This is a genomic window from Pseudomonas fluorescens, assembly GCF_004683905.1.
Lineage (GTDB): Bacteria > Pseudomonadota > Gammaproteobacteria > Pseudomonadales > Pseudomonadaceae > Aquipseudomonas > Aquipseudomonas putida_A.
In genome coordinates, this window is record NZ_CP038438.1 from 2,741,184 (window position 1) to 2,759,512 (window position 18,329).

At 58.9% G+C, this 18,329-nt stretch carries 17 protein-coding genes; 7 read left to right on the forward strand and 10 right to left on the reverse strand.

The genetic code is table 11. The features are described from left to right. Positions 1-38 precede the first annotated feature (38 nt). The gene (locus tag E4T63_RS12315) at positions 39-2,243 is read left to right on the forward strand and encodes an OsmC domain/YcaO domain-containing protein (protein ID WP_103367606.1); all 2,205 of its coding nucleotides are present in this window, start codon (positions 39-41) and stop codon (positions 2,241-2,243) included. Between the two features lie 490 nt (positions 2,244-2,733). Here E4T63_RS12315 and E4T63_RS12320 read toward each other — a convergent pair whose 3' ends face one another. Then, positions 2,734-3,015, reverse strand: coding sequence for a hypothetical protein (locus tag E4T63_RS12320; RefSeq protein ID WP_098968355.1), 282 nt, complete (start codon positions 3,013-3,015; stop codon positions 2,734-2,736). Between the two features lie 88 nt (positions 3,016-3,103). Here E4T63_RS12320 and E4T63_RS12325 point away from each other — a divergent pair, with 88 nt between their 5' ends. Beyond that, positions 3,104-3,592 (forward strand): AAA family ATPase, encoded by a 489-nt coding sequence (locus tag E4T63_RS12325; protein WP_135295583.1) that lies wholly within the window; start codon positions 3,104-3,106, stop codon positions 3,590-3,592. A 103-nt stretch (positions 3,593-3,695) separates the two neighbouring features. Here E4T63_RS12325 and E4T63_RS12330 read toward each other — a convergent pair whose 3' ends face one another. Together E4T63_RS12330 and E4T63_RS12335 are read right to left on the reverse strand one after the other, a co-directional pair. After that, entirely contained in the window at positions 3,696-3,935 is a 240-nt protein-coding gene (locus E4T63_RS12330; RefSeq protein ID WP_193774888.1) for a hypothetical protein, read from the reverse strand. A gap of 65 nt (positions 3,936-4,000) precedes the next feature. After that, positions 4,001-4,477: a hypothetical protein gene (locus tag E4T63_RS12335; protein WP_098968357.1), complete on the reverse strand. Its 477-nt coding sequence runs from the start codon at positions 4,475-4,477 to the stop codon at positions 4,001-4,003. A 320-nt stretch (positions 4,478-4,797) separates the two neighbouring features. On the opposite strand from E4T63_RS12335, the gene E4T63_RS12340 reads away from it, so the two are divergent. Then, positions 4,798-6,717 carry a tyrosine-protein phosphatase gene (locus E4T63_RS12340; RefSeq protein WP_135295584.1) on the forward strand — a complete coding sequence of 640 codons (1,920 nt, stop codon included), beginning with the start codon at positions 4,798-4,800 and terminating at the stop codon, positions 6,715-6,717. 897 nt (positions 6,718-7,614) lie between these two features. Here E4T63_RS12340 and E4T63_RS12350 read toward each other — a convergent pair. The 7 genes from E4T63_RS12350 to E4T63_RS12395 all read right to left on the reverse strand — a co-directional run bounded on the left by E4T63_RS12350 (position 7,615) and on the right by E4T63_RS12395 (position 13,878). Next, positions 7,615-8,589, reverse strand: a complete 975-nt coding sequence (locus E4T63_RS12350; RefSeq protein WP_135295585.1) for an AraC family transcriptional regulator — start codon at positions 8,587-8,589, stop codon at positions 7,615-7,617. A gap of 1,093 nt (positions 8,590-9,682) precedes the next feature. Further along, the gene (locus tag E4T63_RS12370) at positions 9,683-10,411 is read right to left on the reverse strand and encodes a peptidoglycan recognition protein family protein (RefSeq protein ID WP_098968363.1); all 729 of its coding nucleotides are present in this window, start codon (positions 10,409-10,411) and stop codon (positions 9,683-9,685) included. Continuing rightward, the gene (locus E4T63_RS12375; protein ID WP_098968364.1) at positions 10,411-10,953 is read right to left on the reverse strand and encodes a PAAR domain-containing protein; all 543 of its coding nucleotides are present in this window, start codon (positions 10,951-10,953) and stop codon (positions 10,411-10,413) included. The genes E4T63_RS12370 and E4T63_RS12375 overlap by 1 nt, the downstream gene beginning before the upstream one ends. A gap of 214 nt (positions 10,954-11,167) precedes the next feature. After that, positions 11,168-11,530, reverse strand: a complete 363-nt coding sequence (locus tag E4T63_RS12380; RefSeq protein WP_135295587.1) for a DUF6124 family protein — start codon at positions 11,528-11,530, stop codon at positions 11,168-11,170. A 362-nt stretch (positions 11,531-11,892) separates the two neighbouring features. Next, positions 11,893-12,366 (reverse strand): MaoC family dehydratase, encoded by a 474-nt coding sequence (locus tag E4T63_RS12385; protein WP_098968367.1) that lies wholly within the window; start codon positions 12,364-12,366, stop codon positions 11,893-11,895. 26 nt (positions 12,367-12,392) lie between these two features. Then, positions 12,393-13,235 carry a 3-methyl-2-oxobutanoate hydroxymethyltransferase gene (gene panB, locus E4T63_RS12390; RefSeq protein ID WP_003224363.1) on the reverse strand — a complete coding sequence of 281 codons (843 nt, stop codon included), beginning with the start codon at positions 13,233-13,235 and terminating at the stop codon, positions 12,393-12,395. 25 nt (positions 13,236-13,260) lie between these two features. Continuing rightward, positions 13,261-13,878: a LysE family translocator gene (locus tag E4T63_RS12395; protein WP_098968506.1), complete on the reverse strand. Its 618-nt coding sequence runs from the start codon at positions 13,876-13,878 to the stop codon at positions 13,261-13,263. A 179-nt stretch (positions 13,879-14,057) separates the two neighbouring features. Between E4T63_RS12395 and E4T63_RS12400 the strand changes: the two genes are divergently transcribed. From E4T63_RS12400 to E4T63_RS12415, 4 genes are all read left to right on the forward strand, one after another. After that, complete coding sequence (locus tag E4T63_RS12400; RefSeq protein ID WP_045122414.1) at positions 14,058-14,510, forward strand: Lrp/AsnC family transcriptional regulator; 453 nt, start codon at positions 14,058-14,060, stop codon at positions 14,508-14,510. 55 nt (positions 14,511-14,565) lie between these two features. Continuing rightward, a complete protein-coding gene (locus tag E4T63_RS12405) occupies positions 14,566-15,438 on the forward strand; it encodes a helix-turn-helix domain-containing protein (protein WP_098968368.1) in 873 nt (290 codons plus the stop codon). Between the two features lie 117 nt (positions 15,439-15,555). After that, complete coding sequence (locus tag E4T63_RS12410) at positions 15,556-16,824, forward strand: DUF1479 domain-containing protein (RefSeq protein ID WP_134786168.1); 1,269 nt, start codon at positions 15,556-15,558, stop codon at positions 16,822-16,824. A gap of 197 nt (positions 16,825-17,021) precedes the next feature. Further along, positions 17,022-18,281, forward strand: a complete 1,260-nt coding sequence (locus E4T63_RS12415) for an IS256 family transposase (RefSeq protein WP_135295504.1) — start codon at positions 17,022-17,024, stop codon at positions 18,279-18,281. The last annotated feature ends 48 nt before the right edge of the window (positions 18,282-18,329 follow it).

Below are 18,329 nucleotides of genomic sequence, written 5' to 3' on the forward strand. Positions count from 1 at the left end.
ATGGCCGCCAATTCGTTTCTGCTCTCTGGTAAACCCGCATGGAAATCAAGGTCAACTTTCTCGACAACCTTCGACTTGAAGCCAAGTTCGACGACTTCACGGTGATCGCCGATCAGCCCATTCGCTACAAGGGCGATGGCTCGGCACCGGGGCCGTTCGACTACTTCCTGGCGTCGTCGGCCTTGTGCGCGGCTTATTTCGTGAAGCTGTACTGCGAAACCCGCAACATCCCGACCGAGAATATTCGCCTGTCGCAGAACAACATCGTCGACCCGGAAAACCGCTACAACCAGATCTTCAAGATCCAGGTCGAATTGCCGGCAGACATTTCCGAGAAGGATCGTCTGGGCATCCTACGTTCGATTGATCGCTGCACGGTGAAGAAAGTCGTGCAGACCGGCCCCGAGTTCGTGATCGAAGAAGTCGAGAACCTCGACGCCGATGCGCAGGCCTTGCTGATGCCGCATTCGACCTCTGAAGCGGGCACCTACATTGCCGGTAAAGATCTGCCGCTGGAGCAGACCATCGCCAACATGTCGGGGATCCTCGCTGATCTGGGGATGAAGATCGAAATCGCTTCGTGGCGCAACATCGTGCCTAACGTCTGGTCGTTGCACATCCGCGATGCGCATTCGCCGATGTGTTTCACCAATGGTAAAGGCGCGACCAAAGAGGGCGCGCTGGCCTCGGCATTGGGCGAGTTCATCGAGCGCCTGAATTGCAACTTCTTCTACAACGACCAGTTCTGGGGCGAGGACATCGCCACCGCCGAGTTCGTGCATTACCCGAATGAGCGCTGGTTCAAACCGGGCCCGAAAGACGAGCTGCCGGCAGAGATTCTCGACCCATACTGCCTGGACATTTACAACCGCGACGGCGAGCTCAAAGGTTCGCACCTGTACGACACCAACTCCGGCAACACCCAGCGCGGCATCTGCTCGCTGCCGTTCGTGCGCCAGTCGGATGGCGAGGTGGTGTACTTCCCGTCGAACCTGATCGAAAACCTGTTCCTGAGCAACGGCATGAGCGCCGGCAACACCCTGGCTGAAGCCCAGGTGCAATGTCTGTCGGAGATCTTCGAGCGCGCGGTCAAACGCGAAATCCTCGAAGGCGAGATGGCCTTGCCCGATGTGCCGCAGGAAGTGCTGGAGAAGTACCCAAGCATTCTCGCCGGGATCAAGGGCCTGGAAGAGCAGGGCTTCCCGGTGTTGGTCAAGGACGCGTCGCTGGGCGGTGAATTCCCGGTGATGTGCGTAACCCTGATGAACCCGCGTACCGGCGGCGTGTTCGCCTCGTTCGGCGCGCACCCGAGCCTGGAAGTTGCACTGGAGCGCAGCCTGACCGAGCTGCTGCAGGGCCGCAGTTTCGAAGGCTTGAACGATCTGCCGCAGCCGACATTCTCCGGCCAGGCCGTGACCGAGCCGAACAACTTCGTCGAGCACTTTATCGACTCCAGCGGGGTGGTGTCGTGGCGCTTCTTCAGCGCCAAGTCTGACTTCGAATTCGTCGAATGGGACTTCTCAGGTCAAGGCGAAAACTCCAACGCCGAAGAAGCCGCAACCCTGTTCGGCATCCTTGAAGACATGGGCAAAGAAGCCTACATGGCGGTCTACGACGACCTCGGCGCCAATGCCTGCCGGATCCTGGTGCCGGACTACTCGGAAATCTATCCGGTGGACGACCTGATCTGGGACAACACCAACAAGGCCCTGCAATTCCGCGCCGACATCCTCAACCTGCACAGCCTGAGCAAGGTCGGTCTGCGCAACCTTGCTCAAGGCCTGGAAAACAGCGAGCTGGATGATTACACCGACATCACCACGCTGATCGGCATCGAGTTCGACGACAACACGCCGTGGGGCAAGCTGACCATTCTGGAACTGCGCCTGCTGATCTACCTCGCCCTGCAGAAATTCGAACAGGCCAAGGATCTGGTCGAAGCCTTCCTGCAATACAACGACAACACCGTCGAACGCGGCTTGTTCTACCAAGCGGTGAACGTGTGCCTGGAAATGGAACTGGACGAGGATCTGGAACTGGCCGATTACGAGGCCAACTTCCGCCGCATGTTCGGTGACGAACGCATGGACGCGGCGATCGGTTCGGTCAATGGCAGCGTGCGTTTCTACGGTCTGACGCCGACCAGCATGAAGCTCGAAGGGCTGGATCGTCACCTGCGTCTGATCGACAGTTATAAAAAGCTGCACACCGCGCGGGCTAATGCGGCGGGTTTGAATCGCTGATAGCAGACGGTCACTTCTGCTGAGTAAACCTGTAGTGGGGGGATTCATCCCCGATGGCGGGCAAAGTGGGCCGGGCTTCTTCAACCAATAAAGAAGCGGGCCTGCTACGCAGTCCATCGGGGATGAATCCCCTCACCACAAGTGAGTATTGTGGGGACATGGAGTCGGCAAAATGACTCTCACTAATACTGCTGTGTACTTGAACGCCAACGCCATGAACCGCATGGTTCAGGACGGCACACTGGACGCCAATCCCCTCTCCGCCGCAAAACCTGCGGGAACCCGCCGCTAATTCTGAGTCCACTGCACAACCCCATGTGGGAGCGAGCCTGCTCGCGAAGAGGGCGTGTCAGTCGCCATCGCATTCGCGAGCAGGCTCGCTCCCACATTGGATTTCTGGCAGCCGCCAATCCTGAGTCCACCCAATAACCCTGTGGGAGCTGGCTTGCCAGCGATAGGGCCGTTTCAGCCAACATCATTATCGGTGCCGTCAGCGCTTGCACTGCGCCTGCACCACCTGGCAAGTGTTCGGCGTCCCTCCGGAGCGGCTCGCATAACGCATGCAGTTATTCAACGACTTCTTGCGCGCCATGCTCAAGGTATCGCCCCAGGCCAGACCGCCTTCGCCGGAAGTGGGCACGGCTTTGGCGTAGCAGTTCGAGCCATTGGTGGCGTAGCGCTTGCTCGAACAGCCGGCCGTCAGCGCCATGGCAGTGGCGAGCAGGGTAAGTAGCACCCAGGACGAGCAGTGGCGTGCGGTGATTGTGGTCATCTGGGTTCCTCGTTGGGTCATGCGCCTCAATTGCCTCGCTGACAGGCGCTGGGCATTATCCAGCAATCGACATAAGGAAGCGTCCCCAATGCGTGCACCCACACTACACCTGATGTGCGGCAAGATCGCCTCGGGCAAATCGACACTGTCCCAATTACTGGCTGAGGAGCAGCGCGCGCTGGTGCTCAGTGAGGATCAGTGGCTGTCGCGGCTGTATCCGGAGCAGATCAAATCCGTGGCGGATTACCTTCGATGTGCGCGGCAGATTCGCGGCGTGCTGGGGCCGTTGGTGATCGATCTGCTTAGCGCGGGGGTGAGTGTGGTGCTGGATTTTCCGGCCAATACCGTGGCGGATCGGCAGTGGTTGCGAGGGCTGGCGGATACTGCAAAAGTGCCGCATTGCCTGCACTATCTCGCGGTGGATGACGATACTTGCCGCGCCCGGCTACATGCACGCAATGCGCTGGCCGAACATGAGTTTGCCGCTTCGGATGCAGAGTTTGATTTGATCTCCAGCTACTTTCAGGTGCCGGAATGGGGCGAGGAGCTGGAGATTGTCATGCACCGAAATCGCTAGCAGGCTAGCTCCCACTTTGAATCTCTGGCAGCCGCCAATCCTGAGCTCACCGCAAAAAACCGTGGGAGCTGGCTTGCCAGCGATAGGGCCATGTCAGTCGCCATCACTTTGGCAGGCTCGCCCCAATCGCCAGCAGGCCAGTTCCCACAATGATTTCCACCGCCTGATCCACGGAGAGACTCGTGGTGTCGAGCCGAAGGATCGGCTGCGTCCAGGCCTCATATTCGTGATTCACAACAGAAAACCAACTCGGTGATGTCAGCCCCGTGATGTCTGATTGCCGCTGCTCAACCCGACGACGATGCTCACGTCGATCCGAGCAAATCACTTCGATGTTGAGCAACGGCGCACCCGAGCGAGCCGCGATGTCGGCCCACGTCGCGTGCAGAAGTGGATGAAGAACTTGACCTACAAAGCCCACATCCGAACCAGGGCAAATTGCAGATCCACAGTGACGCATGTCCGGCCATCCACCCATTCATCTTCGCGAAGGCGACGTCCGGTATTGGTTTCGCGCTCGCCTTTGGCGATGACCAGGACGAACAGGCGGGTGGGGCATTCGAAAGAGCGCAACCGATCAACATCGGCCCGCACTGACCAATCGCCTTCCAGGCACTTGGCCTGCGAGACATCGCCCAGGCATTTGATTTCGGCGACCATCCTCGGCGCACCGTTGTCGTCCAATGAGTACAGGTCCGCTTTGCGTCGGTCGCCTATCGGCAGATCCGTCCAGATCTCGATCTCATCTTCGAACCAGGCTTGCAGACTGATCTGGGCTTGAATCCAATGCTCGCGGCAACTGTTGAGTTGCAGCACTTGCTCAAGATTCTTTTCCATGCCGCGAAAAGCCCGCTCGAACAAACCGAGCCATTGAGTGGTGTCCATTTCACATTTCCTGTGTCAGTCCATTTGGGGGAGGGATTATGGACGGAATCGCCTTCAACCGAAAACTCCACATTCATCACCGAACCCTGTAGGAGTGAGCCTGCTCGCGATAGCGGTATATCGCTGACATTTGCGTTGTCTGACACACCGCTATCGCGAGCAGGCTCACTCCTACAGTGGCTCTCTGGCAGATACGGACAAAAAACGCAGCCCACGGCCCGATCGCGCAGCCATTTCCTTGCGCAGTCGTTCTGTCATATTCGGTATCAGTTGATTGCAGATAGTAGCCAGCCCAACGCTAATTCCAATGAGGCTGCACTGTGTTTCAACGTCTTGTGTGTTCGCTGTCCGTTCTGAGCCTGTCCATCGCCGCTGCCCACGCTGCCGAGCCTGTCGCGCTCGACACGCCGCGCCTGCAAAGTATCGACAACTTCCGTGATGTCGCCGGCCTGACCACTGCGTATTCCACCGCCCACGACGGCACCATGCGTAGCGGCGTGTTTTACCGCTCCAACGCGATCACGCCGTCGGCAACGGATCTGGCGACCCTCAACAGCCTCGGTGTCAAAGCCGTCTACGACCTGCGCACGCCGAGCGAAATCGCCGGCACGCCGGATACGATGCTGACCGGTGCGACCTACCAGAACATCGACGTCATCGGCAGCACCACCTCCGGCGCGAACATCACCACCGTGTCGTTCAAAAGCGCCGCCGACGCCATCGCCATGATGGAGCAGACCAACCGCGCCTTCGTCAGCGACGCCGGGATGCGCGGTCAGTTCGGCAAGCTGTTCAACGAACTGGCTACCACCGACGGCGCACAATTGTTCCATTGCACCGCCGGCAAGGACCGCACCGGCTGGACCGCCGCCGTGCTGCAGAGCATCGCCGGGGTCGATAACGCGACCATCATGGCCAACTACCTGGCGACCAACGACTACACCGCCGCCCGCGTCGCCGCGACTCTTAAAGCGATGCCGCCAAGCATGGCTTCGGTGTACGCGCCGCTGCTGGGGGTGCAGGCCAGTTACCTCCAGGCCGGTCTGGATGAGGTCACTGCCGAATACGGCAGCATGGACAACTACCTCAAACAAGGCCTCGGCCTGTCGCAGGAAACCATCTACGTGTTGCGCGGCAAACTGGTCGAGTACAACAGCCTGCCGGGTCAGGCGGGGTTGATCGGCAACGCCGCTGCCGGTGCCCAATTGCTCCGCGAGTTGCAGAACACCAACCTGTCCGGCACCTACAGCGCCTACAACTACTACCTGCAATCGGCCATCGACGCCGGCACCCTCGGCGGTGTCGAATCCCAGGTTGGCGGTCAAGTTCACGCCGACGCCGCCAGTTACTTGCTGCGGCAGAACGCGCTGATCGAACAAGCCGCCGCACCCTACGCCAGCGGCACCGATCTGAAAGTCGGCCAATACCGTTTGTGGACCACCGCGCTCGCCGGTTACCTCGGCACCGACGGCTCGTCCCACGCCGAAAGCAGCAACGAACACAGCCAGGGCCTGATGGTTAGTATCACCCAGCGCTTCTCCGAACAACTCAGCGCACGCGGCGGCTTCGGCTACAGCAAAGGCACCGTCGGCGGCGCGGGCGGCGAGGCCGATACCGATTTCACCTTCTTCAACCTCGGCGCGCGCTACGGCTTCACTAGCCTGGAACGTGGCCTGTTCGTCGACGCCAACGCCAGCGCCGGCTACGTCGATTACGACAGCAAACGCGAACTCGGTGGCGGCCTCGGCGCGGCCAAGGGCGACACTCACGGCAACCTCTCCGGCGCGACGTTGGCGCTGGGTTACCGCGCACCGGTCAACGGCATGATCCTCGAACCGAGCCTCGGCTTGCGCGTCAGCCACCTCGACCTCAAAGGCTTCCAAGAGAACGGCAGCGAACTGGCACTCGACATCGACGACAACACCGCCACCCGCCGCAGTGCCGTCGCCAACCTCAACGTGGCATTTGCCCCGGTGGCGATGGGCGCATGGCAACTGGTGCCGGGCGTACAAGTCGGCTACGAACGCACCCTGGGCAACAACGACGTCAACAGCCAAAGTCACCTGCTGGGCCTAGACATCGAACAGCGCGCCGCCTTCGACAACCGCGACCAGTTCAGCGGCGGCGTCAACCTGATGGCCAGCCTCGGCGCGGTCAGCGTCGGCGCAGAAGTCGGTGCCAGCGGCGGTGGTGACAGCCACGGTTTCAGTGGCAGCCTGAAGGCCAGTTACGCGTTCTAAAGCAGGGACAACCGCGCAAGGTCAAGGACGACCACCATTCACAAAGCACCAGCAAAATATGGTGGAGCAGGGAACGGCCAACCCTGAGTCACCGCAAAAACTTGTGGGAGCGGGCTTGCTCGCGAAGAGGCCGTGTCAGTCACCATCACCTCGCCTGACCCACAGCATTCGCGAGCAAGCCCGCTCCCACATTCAGATCCCGGCCAGCCGCCAAACCTGAGTCCAGCACATAACCCCATGGCACCGACCAGCCGCAATCTTGAGTCCACCAACTAACCCTGTGGGAGCGAGCTTGCTCGCGAAGGCGTCATGTCAGCCAACATCACCATCAACTGACCCCACTGCATTCGCGAGCAAGCCCGCTCCCACATTCAGATTCCGGCCAGCCGCCAACCCTGAGCCCAGCACATAACCCCATGGCACCGACCAGCCGCAATCTTGAGTCCACCCACTAACCCTGTGGGAGCGGGCTTGCTCGCGAAGAGGCCGTGTCAGTCACCATCACCTCGCCTGACCCACCGCATTCGCGAGCAAGCCCGCTCCCACATTCAGATTCCGGCCAGCCGCCAACCCTGAGCCCAGCACATAACCCCATGGCACCGACCAGCCGCAATCTTGAGTCCACCAACTAACCCTGTGGGAGCGAGCTTGCTCGCGAAGGCGTCATGTCAGCCAACATCACCATCAACTGACCCGCCGCATTCGCGAGCAAGCCCGCTCCCACATTCAGATCCCCGCCAGCCGCCAAACCTGAGTCCAGCACATCAGCCGTGTCACCGACCAGCGCCAGTCTTGAGTCCACTGCATAACCCTGTGGGAGCGGGCTTGCTCGCGAAGGCGCCATGACAGCCAACATCACCATCAACTGATCCACCAGCATCCCCGCCGATAAACCAATCAACCCCGCCCCCTCAACTGCGCCGGACTCACCCCATACGCCTGATGAAAATACTGACAAAACCGCCCGACATTACTGAAGCCAAAGCGCAACGCCACCTCCGTCACCGACGCCGAATGCCGCTGCCCCAGCGCCTCGAAAGCGCGCTCCAGCCGCACCTGCCGCTGATACGCCACAATCGACATCCCGACAAACTGCCGAAACCCATCCTGCAATGCGCGCTGACTGGCATTGCTCAACCGCGCCAACTCAACCCCACTCACCAACTGCTCGGGATGCGCCTGAATAAACTCCATCGCCAACTTCACATGCCGCGGCGCCACCCTCGGCGCCGGCTGGCGCAACGCCTCGGTAAAATTGTGCGGCCACGCCTCCAGCACCGCATCGATCAACATCTCGCGCAACCGCGACGGCATCAGCGTCCCGCTGTTGAGCAACAGATCAAACTCCGTCCCCGTCGCCAGATCAATCAACGCCTTGATCCCGCCAAACGCTGCCGAGTGCAGATCCACCACCGGCTCAAACACAATCTTCTGCACAACCGGCCGCCCCAACAACGCCGCCAACCGCTCCGTCAGTTGCCCCCGATTCACCGAAATCCCGTGCTGCGCGTGATTGTCGAGAAACCGCATCGAGCGGATATCCGCCTTATCAATCGCCAACCCCACTTGCGCCACACCGACGGACTCGGTGCGGTGGTTGAACACAATCTTGCCCGCCGTGGGAATCACAAAAGTGATCTCGTCCTGCGGGTCGGGGAAGGTGACGGTGAAATCACCGTGGTAATGCATACGCCGGAAACTGACCCCGTCGTGCCGCCCGTAGACGCCGCCGATGATGATGTTGGAGGGGATCGGCGGGGTGTCGGCGTAGCGATTGCCGAAGAGCCGGGAGAAGAGGGCGCCGAAGTCTTCGGAGTGGAGGTTTTCGGAGCGGAGGATGATTTTTTGGCGGGGTGGGGCGACGGAGTACACCTTGGGGCACCTTTTGTTGGGGCTCTTAAGTAAGTGGGGAGGAGGCGCAGGGGAGGTTAGCAGGTTGGGGGTGACAGGTTTGTGACGGGAGATTGAGCCACTGGAGGCAGGTTTCCTTTCGACCAATAACCCCCAGGTATATCCAGCAGCAGTCAGATACTTCAGGTTGTTCTTGCTTAGGTTTTATCTAAGGCTTCTTAAATATCTGTTCTGTCATTTTCGTGGTTGGAATGATCAATGACTTTGTGTAATAGGTTTTATATCCATACGCGGTAATGCGTACCTTGCAGGGTATGAAAGCTTTATTGGCTAGTAGCGGTCGGACGGCTTCGTAATCATTCAGATCGAGTTGCGTCCCGTAGGGTCTAGCGTTGTAGAAAACAAGCTCTGAGGTGAAAGTGTAATTTGGTCTGGTTTGGCTGCTCGCATTCACCAGGCCTTCAGCCTTTATATTGATTGAATGCTTGGACGAAAAATCCATATCGCCGTCTAGTGAGCAGATCAGCGTTGGCGTGAGCTGATTAGAGTTCTCGAAATCATTGGATGCGCTAGCCAAATCTACTGTTGAAGTGAATTTCACAGTAAAAAGATTATTCGGTCCTAATTCGAAAGACGATAAAGTAAGGTCGGCGGGCGGGATGTTGGCTGTTTTTACACAGCCAGCGCAGAGAAGTAATGTCAGGTAAACGAAGCCGCGATATAGATTCATTGGCCGAAAATACCATTGATGGAATCAAAAATCAGATCGAGCGCTGATTTTGCTTCCTGAACAGGTTGAATGAACATCCAGTTATTCGGCTTGTCTTGTTTTATCTCTTTGCGCACATTTCAATTTCAGCTTGTGTTGACACTTTTGTGTCAATACCTAATCTGTATTTGCAATAGTCAATGATGTCCTGCCTTTGCTCGTTCGTGAGTTTTTCTACTCGACGGTAATTCCCATCGTTTGCATGGATGTTTGTAAATTTCACACGCATGCTTGGATCCTTCTTAATGAAGAAAACTCGATTGACCTCACCATCAGATACTTCGTTATAGAAGCCCACGTTCAGGATGATTAAAAGCGAGACCAATCCTGCAAATATAAAATATTTCATTCCGCGCCTGGCTTCGGTGGTGGGAGAAGTCCGGTCTTGGTGCGGATGTTTCTGACAAGCTCCATGCCAATGTTGCCGGGGCAGATTTTCCCTTCACTCACTTGGCCGGGGTACTCCCGGTGGCCGCCAAAATTCTTGATCAGAAAAACGTCTTTAAGCACTTTGATCAATCGCAGTAACGAGTCAATCTGTGCCGCAGGTATGACATTTGTTGTGCTAACCCCGAAGTACTCCAGGGTTTCCCTGCCTTTCGCAACGATGTCTCCGCCTTCCTCTGCAGTAGTCAGGTTTTCCAGAAGCACTATTCCGATCACGCCTGTGTTGAACAGGTGAACGTTCGACCCTAGAAACCTGATGTCACGGCCTTCGAGAACCGTTCCGTCGCAAGCGATCCCATAGTGGTAGCCGATATCGTCAAAGCCGTTACCCATGTGATGGGATTGAACGCCTTTCATCTGCTTGCTTCCGCCTGGAGTGCATTCGTATGAGCGCCCGGCATGATGCAGAGCAATCATTGAATAGTCCCAATCCTTTTCCATGTCAGGTTTGGCCTTGGCCGCTCCCCAACTAGAGCGTTCGGTAAAGACGCCACCTGCCTTTCGAAAGCTTTGAATGATCGCTTCGCGTGTCGCCGCACGATCATCGACTTTTACCGGGATGGGGCACATGAACTCGCCGGGTTTGATTTTTTGAGCGGTCGCTTTCGTTGAGAAATTGTCAGCCATTACTGCCCCTCCGACAGTTCGTCGAGTGTTCTTGCCGGAGCATTAAATATGACGTGCAGAGAGATTTTTGAGTCTTTCGATGGCGCCTTTACGTGAGCAACTCCATTTGCATCCGTGACGCCCGTGATTTTTACCCCGTCGATGGTTGCAACAAAATCCCTGAGTGCCAATGGCTCACCGGTCTCGCTATTGAGCACGCTGAATGATTGACCAAAGGTATTAGGCAGGACTAACGGCAGTGGAGGCGTAAACGGCGCGGGAGTATGCGAATTGCCAATGATTACGGTACCGGAGCCACTGATGACATTGTTGCCATGAGCCCCCGTGCTACCCAAGGTTGCTGCGGGCAAGCCATTGATGAGAACCGTGGAGGCGACGTCTCCGACAATTGCGCTTCCACATGCGCTCTTGTCAGTCTGTCGTGCGGCAGCCAAGCCATCGAAGAAAACGTCTGGAGACCCAGAGGCTATTGGGTTGACTCCGTGCCCTGGTAGTGGGCAGGACGTGGGATCGGTAATACGAGCGGCAGGTTTGCCCGACATCTTGAACATCCTTGTAGAAGTAACGGCAGTCGAAGTCTGGCATAGAGGCAGGCTGCAAACCATAGCAGGGCGATCTTGAGCTTTCGGAGCGAGATGTTGGGAATCTGAGAATTCGCCTATCGGTTCGTCCTGAAGGCAGATGCCTAACGCGTTCCTGTTTCTAGTTAGTCCCTCCGTGGCGACCTATTTAACGCCGCCAAGGAGGGAGCGTTCGTTATGCCGTCGGCACAACATTATCCAACGCCTGATTCACCGCCAGTTCCCCCAGCATCACCACCTGCGCAATGCCCAGCAGCGGCTTGCGAATCGGCCCCTCCACCAGCGCGGCCACATCCCCCAACATCACCGTTGCCGAACCCAGTGATTCACTGGCGTTCGCCAGCAATTCCTCGGTGGCGATTTTGGGGTTGGCCAGGAACATGGCGTTGGGTGTGTAGGGCGTGGCCATGATTTGGCTGGCGGGGTTCAGGTAGTGGTCGAGGGCGCGTTCGGCGGCTTCGCTGAGTTTTCGGGAATCGGAGGATTCGTAGGGTGAGACCGTTTCGGTTACGGGTGGGTTTGGTGTGACCTTGACCATAGTGACGCTCCATATGTGGCTAAGGGAACCATCACATTCGCTACCAAACGAGGGTGGTGGCCATTACGAAGGTTGGTAGACCGGCACACATGGAAAAACCGGCGCGCTCGAAAGCGCCCTGCGCATGGCCACCATAAAACACAGGCGCCAGAAGGCATCTGCGTAAGGTGACGTTTTGCGCCATGTGTGAAACCGGGCTACCAAACCCGATCGCTGCTTTATCAGCGACCGACCCACGATAGAACCCGCACTCTAGGCGCACAAGCCGGCGGATTCTGGCGTAGTCGTAGGCAATGGCGCAAGGCGTTGTAGCCTTGGGGACGTAACACCGGGTGTCATATAAACAACTCTGTTTAAACGCGTCATCGCGCGCCATTGGTAGGGTCGCCCTCGGCCAGCATGTGTTTCATGTATTCGCGTTCTGGCGCGCCGGGCAGGACGCCGGTGGTGATAGCTTCGAGCACGGTGATGTGTTGTTCGTTGAAGACGCTGACTTCGGCTGTTGCGTGGCCTCGCTCGTCGATGCTGGTGATGAGCCAGTGGCAGGTGATGGTTTCGCCGGGATAGACGGGGCGCTTGAACTGGAGGTTCATGCCGGTGGCGAGCCAGCCGATCTGGCCGCCGATTTCGGTCATCAGGCTGGCCGTGAGCAGGCCGTGGGTGATCGGCGCTTTGAATGCTCGCAGTTGCGCATAGTGCGCGTCGCAGTGGACGGGGTTGTAGTCGCGGGACAGTTGCGCGAAGTGATGGACGTCGTCGGGTGTGAAACGGCGGACGACGTTGAAGCGGTCGCCCACCTTGAGGCCTTCGGCGGCGCGTTGTCTCGGGGTTTGCATGGGGGCCTCCTGCTGCTGGCGGTTGGTTAAAAGGTGTGTTCGGGGCCGGGGAAGGTGCCGGCCTGTACGTCGTCGGCGAAGTCTCTGGCCGCCGTTTGCAGGACGCTGCGCAGGTCGGCGTACTGTTTGACGAAGCGCGGCAGACGTCCCTGGCGCAGGCCGGCCATGTCTTGCCAGACCAGCACTTGCGCGTCGCACTGATTGCCGGCGCCGATGCCCACAGTGGGGATCGCCACCGCTTGAGTGATCGCTGCGCCAACGTCGCCGGGCACCATTTCGATCAGCAGGGCGAACGCGCCGGCGGCTTCCAGCGCTTTGGCGCTGTCGATCAGGCGCTGCCCGTCTTCGCCCCGACCTTGTACACGATAGCCGCCCAATTGATGTTCCATCTGCGGGGTGAAACCGATGTGGGCCATGACCGGGATGCCCGAGACGCTGAGCTTGGCGATGTGTGGCAGCAATTCGACACCGCCCTCGATCTTCACCGCATGGGCGCCAGCCTCCTTCATGAAACGCACGGCGGTTTGCAGGCATTGTTCGGGTGAAACCTGGTACGAGCCGAAGGGCAGGTCGGCGATGACCAAGGCCCGCCGGGTTGATCGGGTGACGGCGCGCACCAGCGGGAGCAGTTCGTCGACGGTCACGGCCAAGGTCGAGTCGTTGCCAAACACGTTGTTGGACGCTGAGTCGCCGACCAGCAGGACGGGAATGCCGGCGTCCTCGAAAATTACTGCGCTGTACATGTCGTACGCGGTCAGCATCGCCCATTTGCGCCCTTCGACTTTCATCTGTTTGAGCTGCGGGATGCGTAGGCGTGTTGCCGGCTTGGTTAGGGCAGTGGTGTCGTAGGGTGAGGTGTGTTCGGTCATTGGCAGATCTCGTCAGGAGGAAGAATCAGGCGTGCAGCTGTTCGATCAGCAGCCCCAGCGCAATCGCAATCATGATCAGCCCTGAAACTCGACTGACCCTGCGTGCCGCTGCAGGCCGGGCGCGCAGTACCACCTGTGAGCCAAACCCGACCAGCAGATAGATCACCGCGCAACTGGCGGTATGCACCAGGCCGAGCGCGACCATTTGCAGCGGCACGGGCCACGGCGCGCCGGCGTCGGTGAATTGCGGCAACAGGGCGAGAAACAGCAAGAACACTTTCGGGTTGAGCCCGCTCACGCAAAGACCCTTCAAGGCCCAGCGCGCCCATGAGTCGCTGGTCTGGCTCGCTGCGGCGTGCGGAGTGGAAGGGCGGGCGAACAGATTGGCGCCCAGCCACAGCAGGTAACCGGCGCCGGCTACGGTCAGTGCTGTCAGGGCCAGCGGATGTCCGGCGATCAGCGTGCCTACCCCGGCCGCCACAATCAGCGTCGCGAGTAAGTGCCCGGACAGCAGACCGCCCACGGCGGGGAGTACGACGCGGTGCTTCAAGCCTGCGGAAATCGCGTAGGCCCAGTCGGCGCCGGGGGTGATCACAAACAGAATCGATACCGCCCAGAAAGCGGCGAATACGCTGAAGGTCATGACGTCACCCATGGCCGTTGACGTGGCGTTGCTTTGCTCATGTTGGTTTTCCATCAATCAAGTGCCGCGCCGGTTGCAGCGGTGCGGCAGTTTTTGGTTGAGGGAGAATAAGCAAACTCGGCTAGAATATTTTTCCAAAGATGGTCGTCATGGCGCATCAGATTAGAAGGTTTTATTGCGTGGACAGAACTGATCGGAAGATTCTTGCTGAGCTGCAAAAGGATGGTCGGCTGTCGGTCACCGAACTGGCCGATCGCGTGGGCCTGAGCCTTTCACCCTGCCACCGCCGCGTGCGGGCGCTGGAAGAGTCCGGGGTGCTGCTCGGCTACCGGGCAAAACTCGACCCCGCCGCGCTGGGCCTGAACTTTTCCGCGATGGTCTTCGCCACGTTGCGCGAAGGCGACCGGCAAGCGGTGGAGGCGTTCGAGGCGGCGCTGGTGGAGATTCCGCAGGTGGTGGATGCGCAACGGTTGTTCGGCGAACCGGATTATTTGCTGCACGTCATCGCTCAGGATTTGCCAGCGTTTCAGCGCCTGTATGACGAGTGCCTTTCGACTTTGCCGAATGTGCAGCGGCTGACCTCGACGCTGGTGATGAAGCGCGTGGTGCAGGATCGACCGTTGCCGTTGTAAACAGAGTGATACGATCGGGGCGTGCCTCCCACGCCACAGAGCAGAATCGTCCACCATGAAACCCAGTTTCGAAAAAATCCCCACCGAAGCCACTGCCTCCTGGACGCTGCTGAACCGGCGCCTGCCAGGGGCAATTCCGTTTGAGTGGCACCACCACCCCGAGTACGAACTGACGCTGACCTTGAACAGTCGTGGCCATCGCTATATCGGCAATGACGTCGCGGCTTACGATGACGGCGATCTGATTCTGGTCGGGCCGAATGTGCCGCATAGCTGGTCGTCGGCGGAGCGGGTCGACGCCGGGCAACCGCATGTGGCGTTGGTGATCTGGTTTTCGGCGGCGTGGGCGGAGTCGCTGGTGACGTTGTTTCCGGAGATGGGGTCGCTGCGGCAATTACTTGTGGCGGCGCGGCAGGCGTTGAGTTTCAGTGCGGCAGCGTCGCGGGAGATTCGGCCGCTGATCGAGGCGATGGTTGAGCAGGAGCCGGCCGAGCGTTTGATCGCGCTGTTGACCGTGTTGAGCAAACTGACGCGGGACGTCGATGCCAGGCGAATCCTCTCTGCGTCGGACTCGCAGGCTGGCAGCCAGATTGTTGAAGACCCGCGCATCCACCGGGTTCTGGATTATTTGCATGGTCACTACGCCCAGGCCATCAGCATTCCAGCGTTGGCCGAGATGGCGTGCGTCAGTGTGTCGGCGTTCCATCGGATGTTCCGCCGTCATACGCGCTGCACGGCGTTGGACTACATCGTACGGCTAAGAGTCGGACACGCCTGTGCGTTGTTGATGCAGGGGAATACGACGGTTTCGCTGATTGCCGACGAAGTAGGGTACTCGTCGCTGGCGCTGTTCAATCGGCAGTTCAAGGCGTTGAAGGGGCTGACGCCTTCGGAGTTTCGTCGTCAGCACGGTCATCACTTTCAGTAAGCAGCGCGCCGCTACAACGCCACAATCGTATTACTTGACGCGGCAAATCAGGCTGCCGCCGACACCATCGGAAGTGGTCCCATACCTGCACCAACAACAAGGTCTGCAGGTCCCCCGATGAGCAAATACCAGGCATTCGAGAGCGCAACGCTTCCGGAGAATTACCGCGAAAGTATCGTCAAAATGAAACGCACCTTGCGCGCGCAGATCGGCGATGTGCAGGGGCTGTTTGCCGAGGTCAGTGAGTTTATTGCCGGCGAGATTGCGTCGATCAAAGCCCAGGAGGCGCAGACCGGGTCGGGCTGGCCGGTGCTGGAGTTCGCTGACATCGCCGCTGGCACAGTGACTGCCGAGCAACTGGCGTTGATCAAGCGTCGCGGTTGCGTGGTGATCCGCAATCACTTCCCCCGCGAGCAGGTGTTGCAGTGGGACCAGGGGTTACTGGATTACCTCGACAAGAACCGGTTCGATGCGTTTTACCGTGGGCCGGCCGACCAGTTTTTCGGCAATCTTGAGGCGTCGCGGCCGGAGATTTTTCCGATCTATTGGTCGGCGGCGCAAATGCAGTTGCGCCAGCATGAGCGGATGGGCACGGCGCAGGCGTTTCTCAATCGGTTGTGGAAGACTCATTCGCACGGTCAGGACTGGTTCAATCCGGACATCAACGCGCTGTATCCGGATCGGGTACGTCGGCGTCCGCCGGGCACGCACTCGAAAGGCCTTGGCCCGCACACCGATTCCGGGGCGCTGGAGCGCTGGCTGCATCCGGCGTATTTGAAGGTCTTCGACAAAATCTACAGCAACGACTTCGCGGCCTACGACCCGTGGGATGCGGCGTTTCGTACCGAGGTGGATGAATACGCCTACAAGGACACGGTGAAGTGTTCGGCGTTTCGCACGTTTCAGGGCTGGACTGCGCTGTCGGACATGCAGGCCGATCAAGGCGTGCTGCACACCCTGCCGATCCCCACGGCGATGGCGTACCTGCTGCTGCGGCCGCTGCTCGATGACGTGCCCGAAGACGAGTTGTGTGGGGTGGCGCCGGGCAAGGTGCTGCCGGTATCGCGGCAATGGCATCCGCTGCTGATCGAGGGGCTAAGTCCGATTCCGGATGTGCAGGCCGGCGATTCGGTTTGGTGGCATTGCGATGTGATCCATAGCGTCGCGCCGGTGGAGAATCAGCAGGGCTGGGGCAACGTGATGTACGTGCCGGCGGCGCCGATGTGTGCGAAGAATCTGCGCTATGCGCGGGATGTGTTCAGGGCGTTTGAGCAGGGGGCGTCGCCGGATGATTTTCCGCGGGAGGATTATGAGCGGGCGTGGGTGGAGCGTTTTCCGGTGGAGCGTCTGAATTCGATGGGGCGTGCGGGGCTTGGGTTGGAGTAGGTGAGTTTGGGGTTTGGGGCCGATTCGCGGCCCATCGGGACGGTGCGACGTATCGCTAAACCTCTCGCCATGGGTTTTGTGTTGTCTGGTCGCTGGCGGTCGTCTCGGGTTCTTTGTTGACTGGGCTGGCGCCATCGCGAGCAGGGGGAGTGTCATAAATTTTGTGTTCGGGCATAACATGTCGCAGAGGTGCATGTATGCCGACCAAAAAGAAACCGGCCCGAGAGGCCCAGCGTGACCTTCCTTCCATTCCCCAAGAGCTGATCGACCAGTTCGTCAGCGGCCCGATGAGTGCCGACGCTATTCAGGATGCCGCGATGGCGTTTAAGAAAGCGCTGATCGAGCGAGCCCTTGGCGCCGAGATGGGGCACCACCTTGGTTATCCTCAGGGCGCGGAGCGCCCTGAGGATTCGAGTAATCAGCGTAATGGCAGAAGCAGCAAGACCGTGCTGACCGAAGACGGCCCGTTGCGTCTGGATATTCCCAGAGACCGCGACGGCAGTTTCGCCCCGATCCTGATCCCCAAGCACGAGCGCCGTTTCACGGGTTTCGACGACAAAATCATCGCCATGTATGCCCGTGGCATGAGCGTTCGCGAGATTCGTGCTTTCCTCTCGGAACAGTACGGCACAGATGTCTCTCATGACTTCATCAGCTCCGTCACCGATGCGGTTCTGGAGGAAGTCAGTACCTGGCAGCAACGCCCGCTTGAGCCCATGTATCCGGTCATTTTCTTCGATGCTCTGCGGGTCAAGATCCGTGACGAAGGCGTGGTTCGCAATAAGGCCATCTACTTGGCTCTGGGCGTGCTGCCGGATGGGACCCGAGATATTTTGGGGATCTGGATCGAGAACACTGAAGGTGCCAAGTTCTGGATGAAGGTCTTCAATGACCTCAAAACCCGGGGCGTCGAAGACGTGCTGATCGCGGTAACTGACGGGCTCAAAGGTATGCCGGAGGCTTTGAGTGCGGTGTTTCCAGAGACAACGCTGCAGACATGCATCGTCCATTTGATCCGCAACAGCCTTGATTACGCGGCGTGGGACAAGCGCCGTGAACTGGCCAAGGCCCTTAAGCCGATTTATCAAGCTCTCAATGCCGATGTCGCCGAACAGGCTCTGGACGCCTTCGAAGCGGGGCCGTGGGGCAAGCAGTATCCGACGATAGCGGCGGCTTGGAGACGCGCCTGGGAGCGGGTTATCCCATTTTTCGTGTTCCCACCCGCGATACGCAAAGTGATCTACACCACCAACGCGATCGAAAGCATCAATTCGCAGTTACGCAAGATCATCAAGACAAGAGGCCACTTTCCAACCGATGAGGCGGCGACAAAACTGATCTGGCTGGCGCTGAAAAACATCACCGCCAACTGGGGCAGCGCCGCCCATGACTGGAAAAACGCCATGAATCAGTTTGCGGTTTTATATGGAGACCGATTCATCAGGCCGAACTGGTGAAATGAAGGCCTGCCTGACGGCAGGCCATTACCGGCCCGCACACAAAAA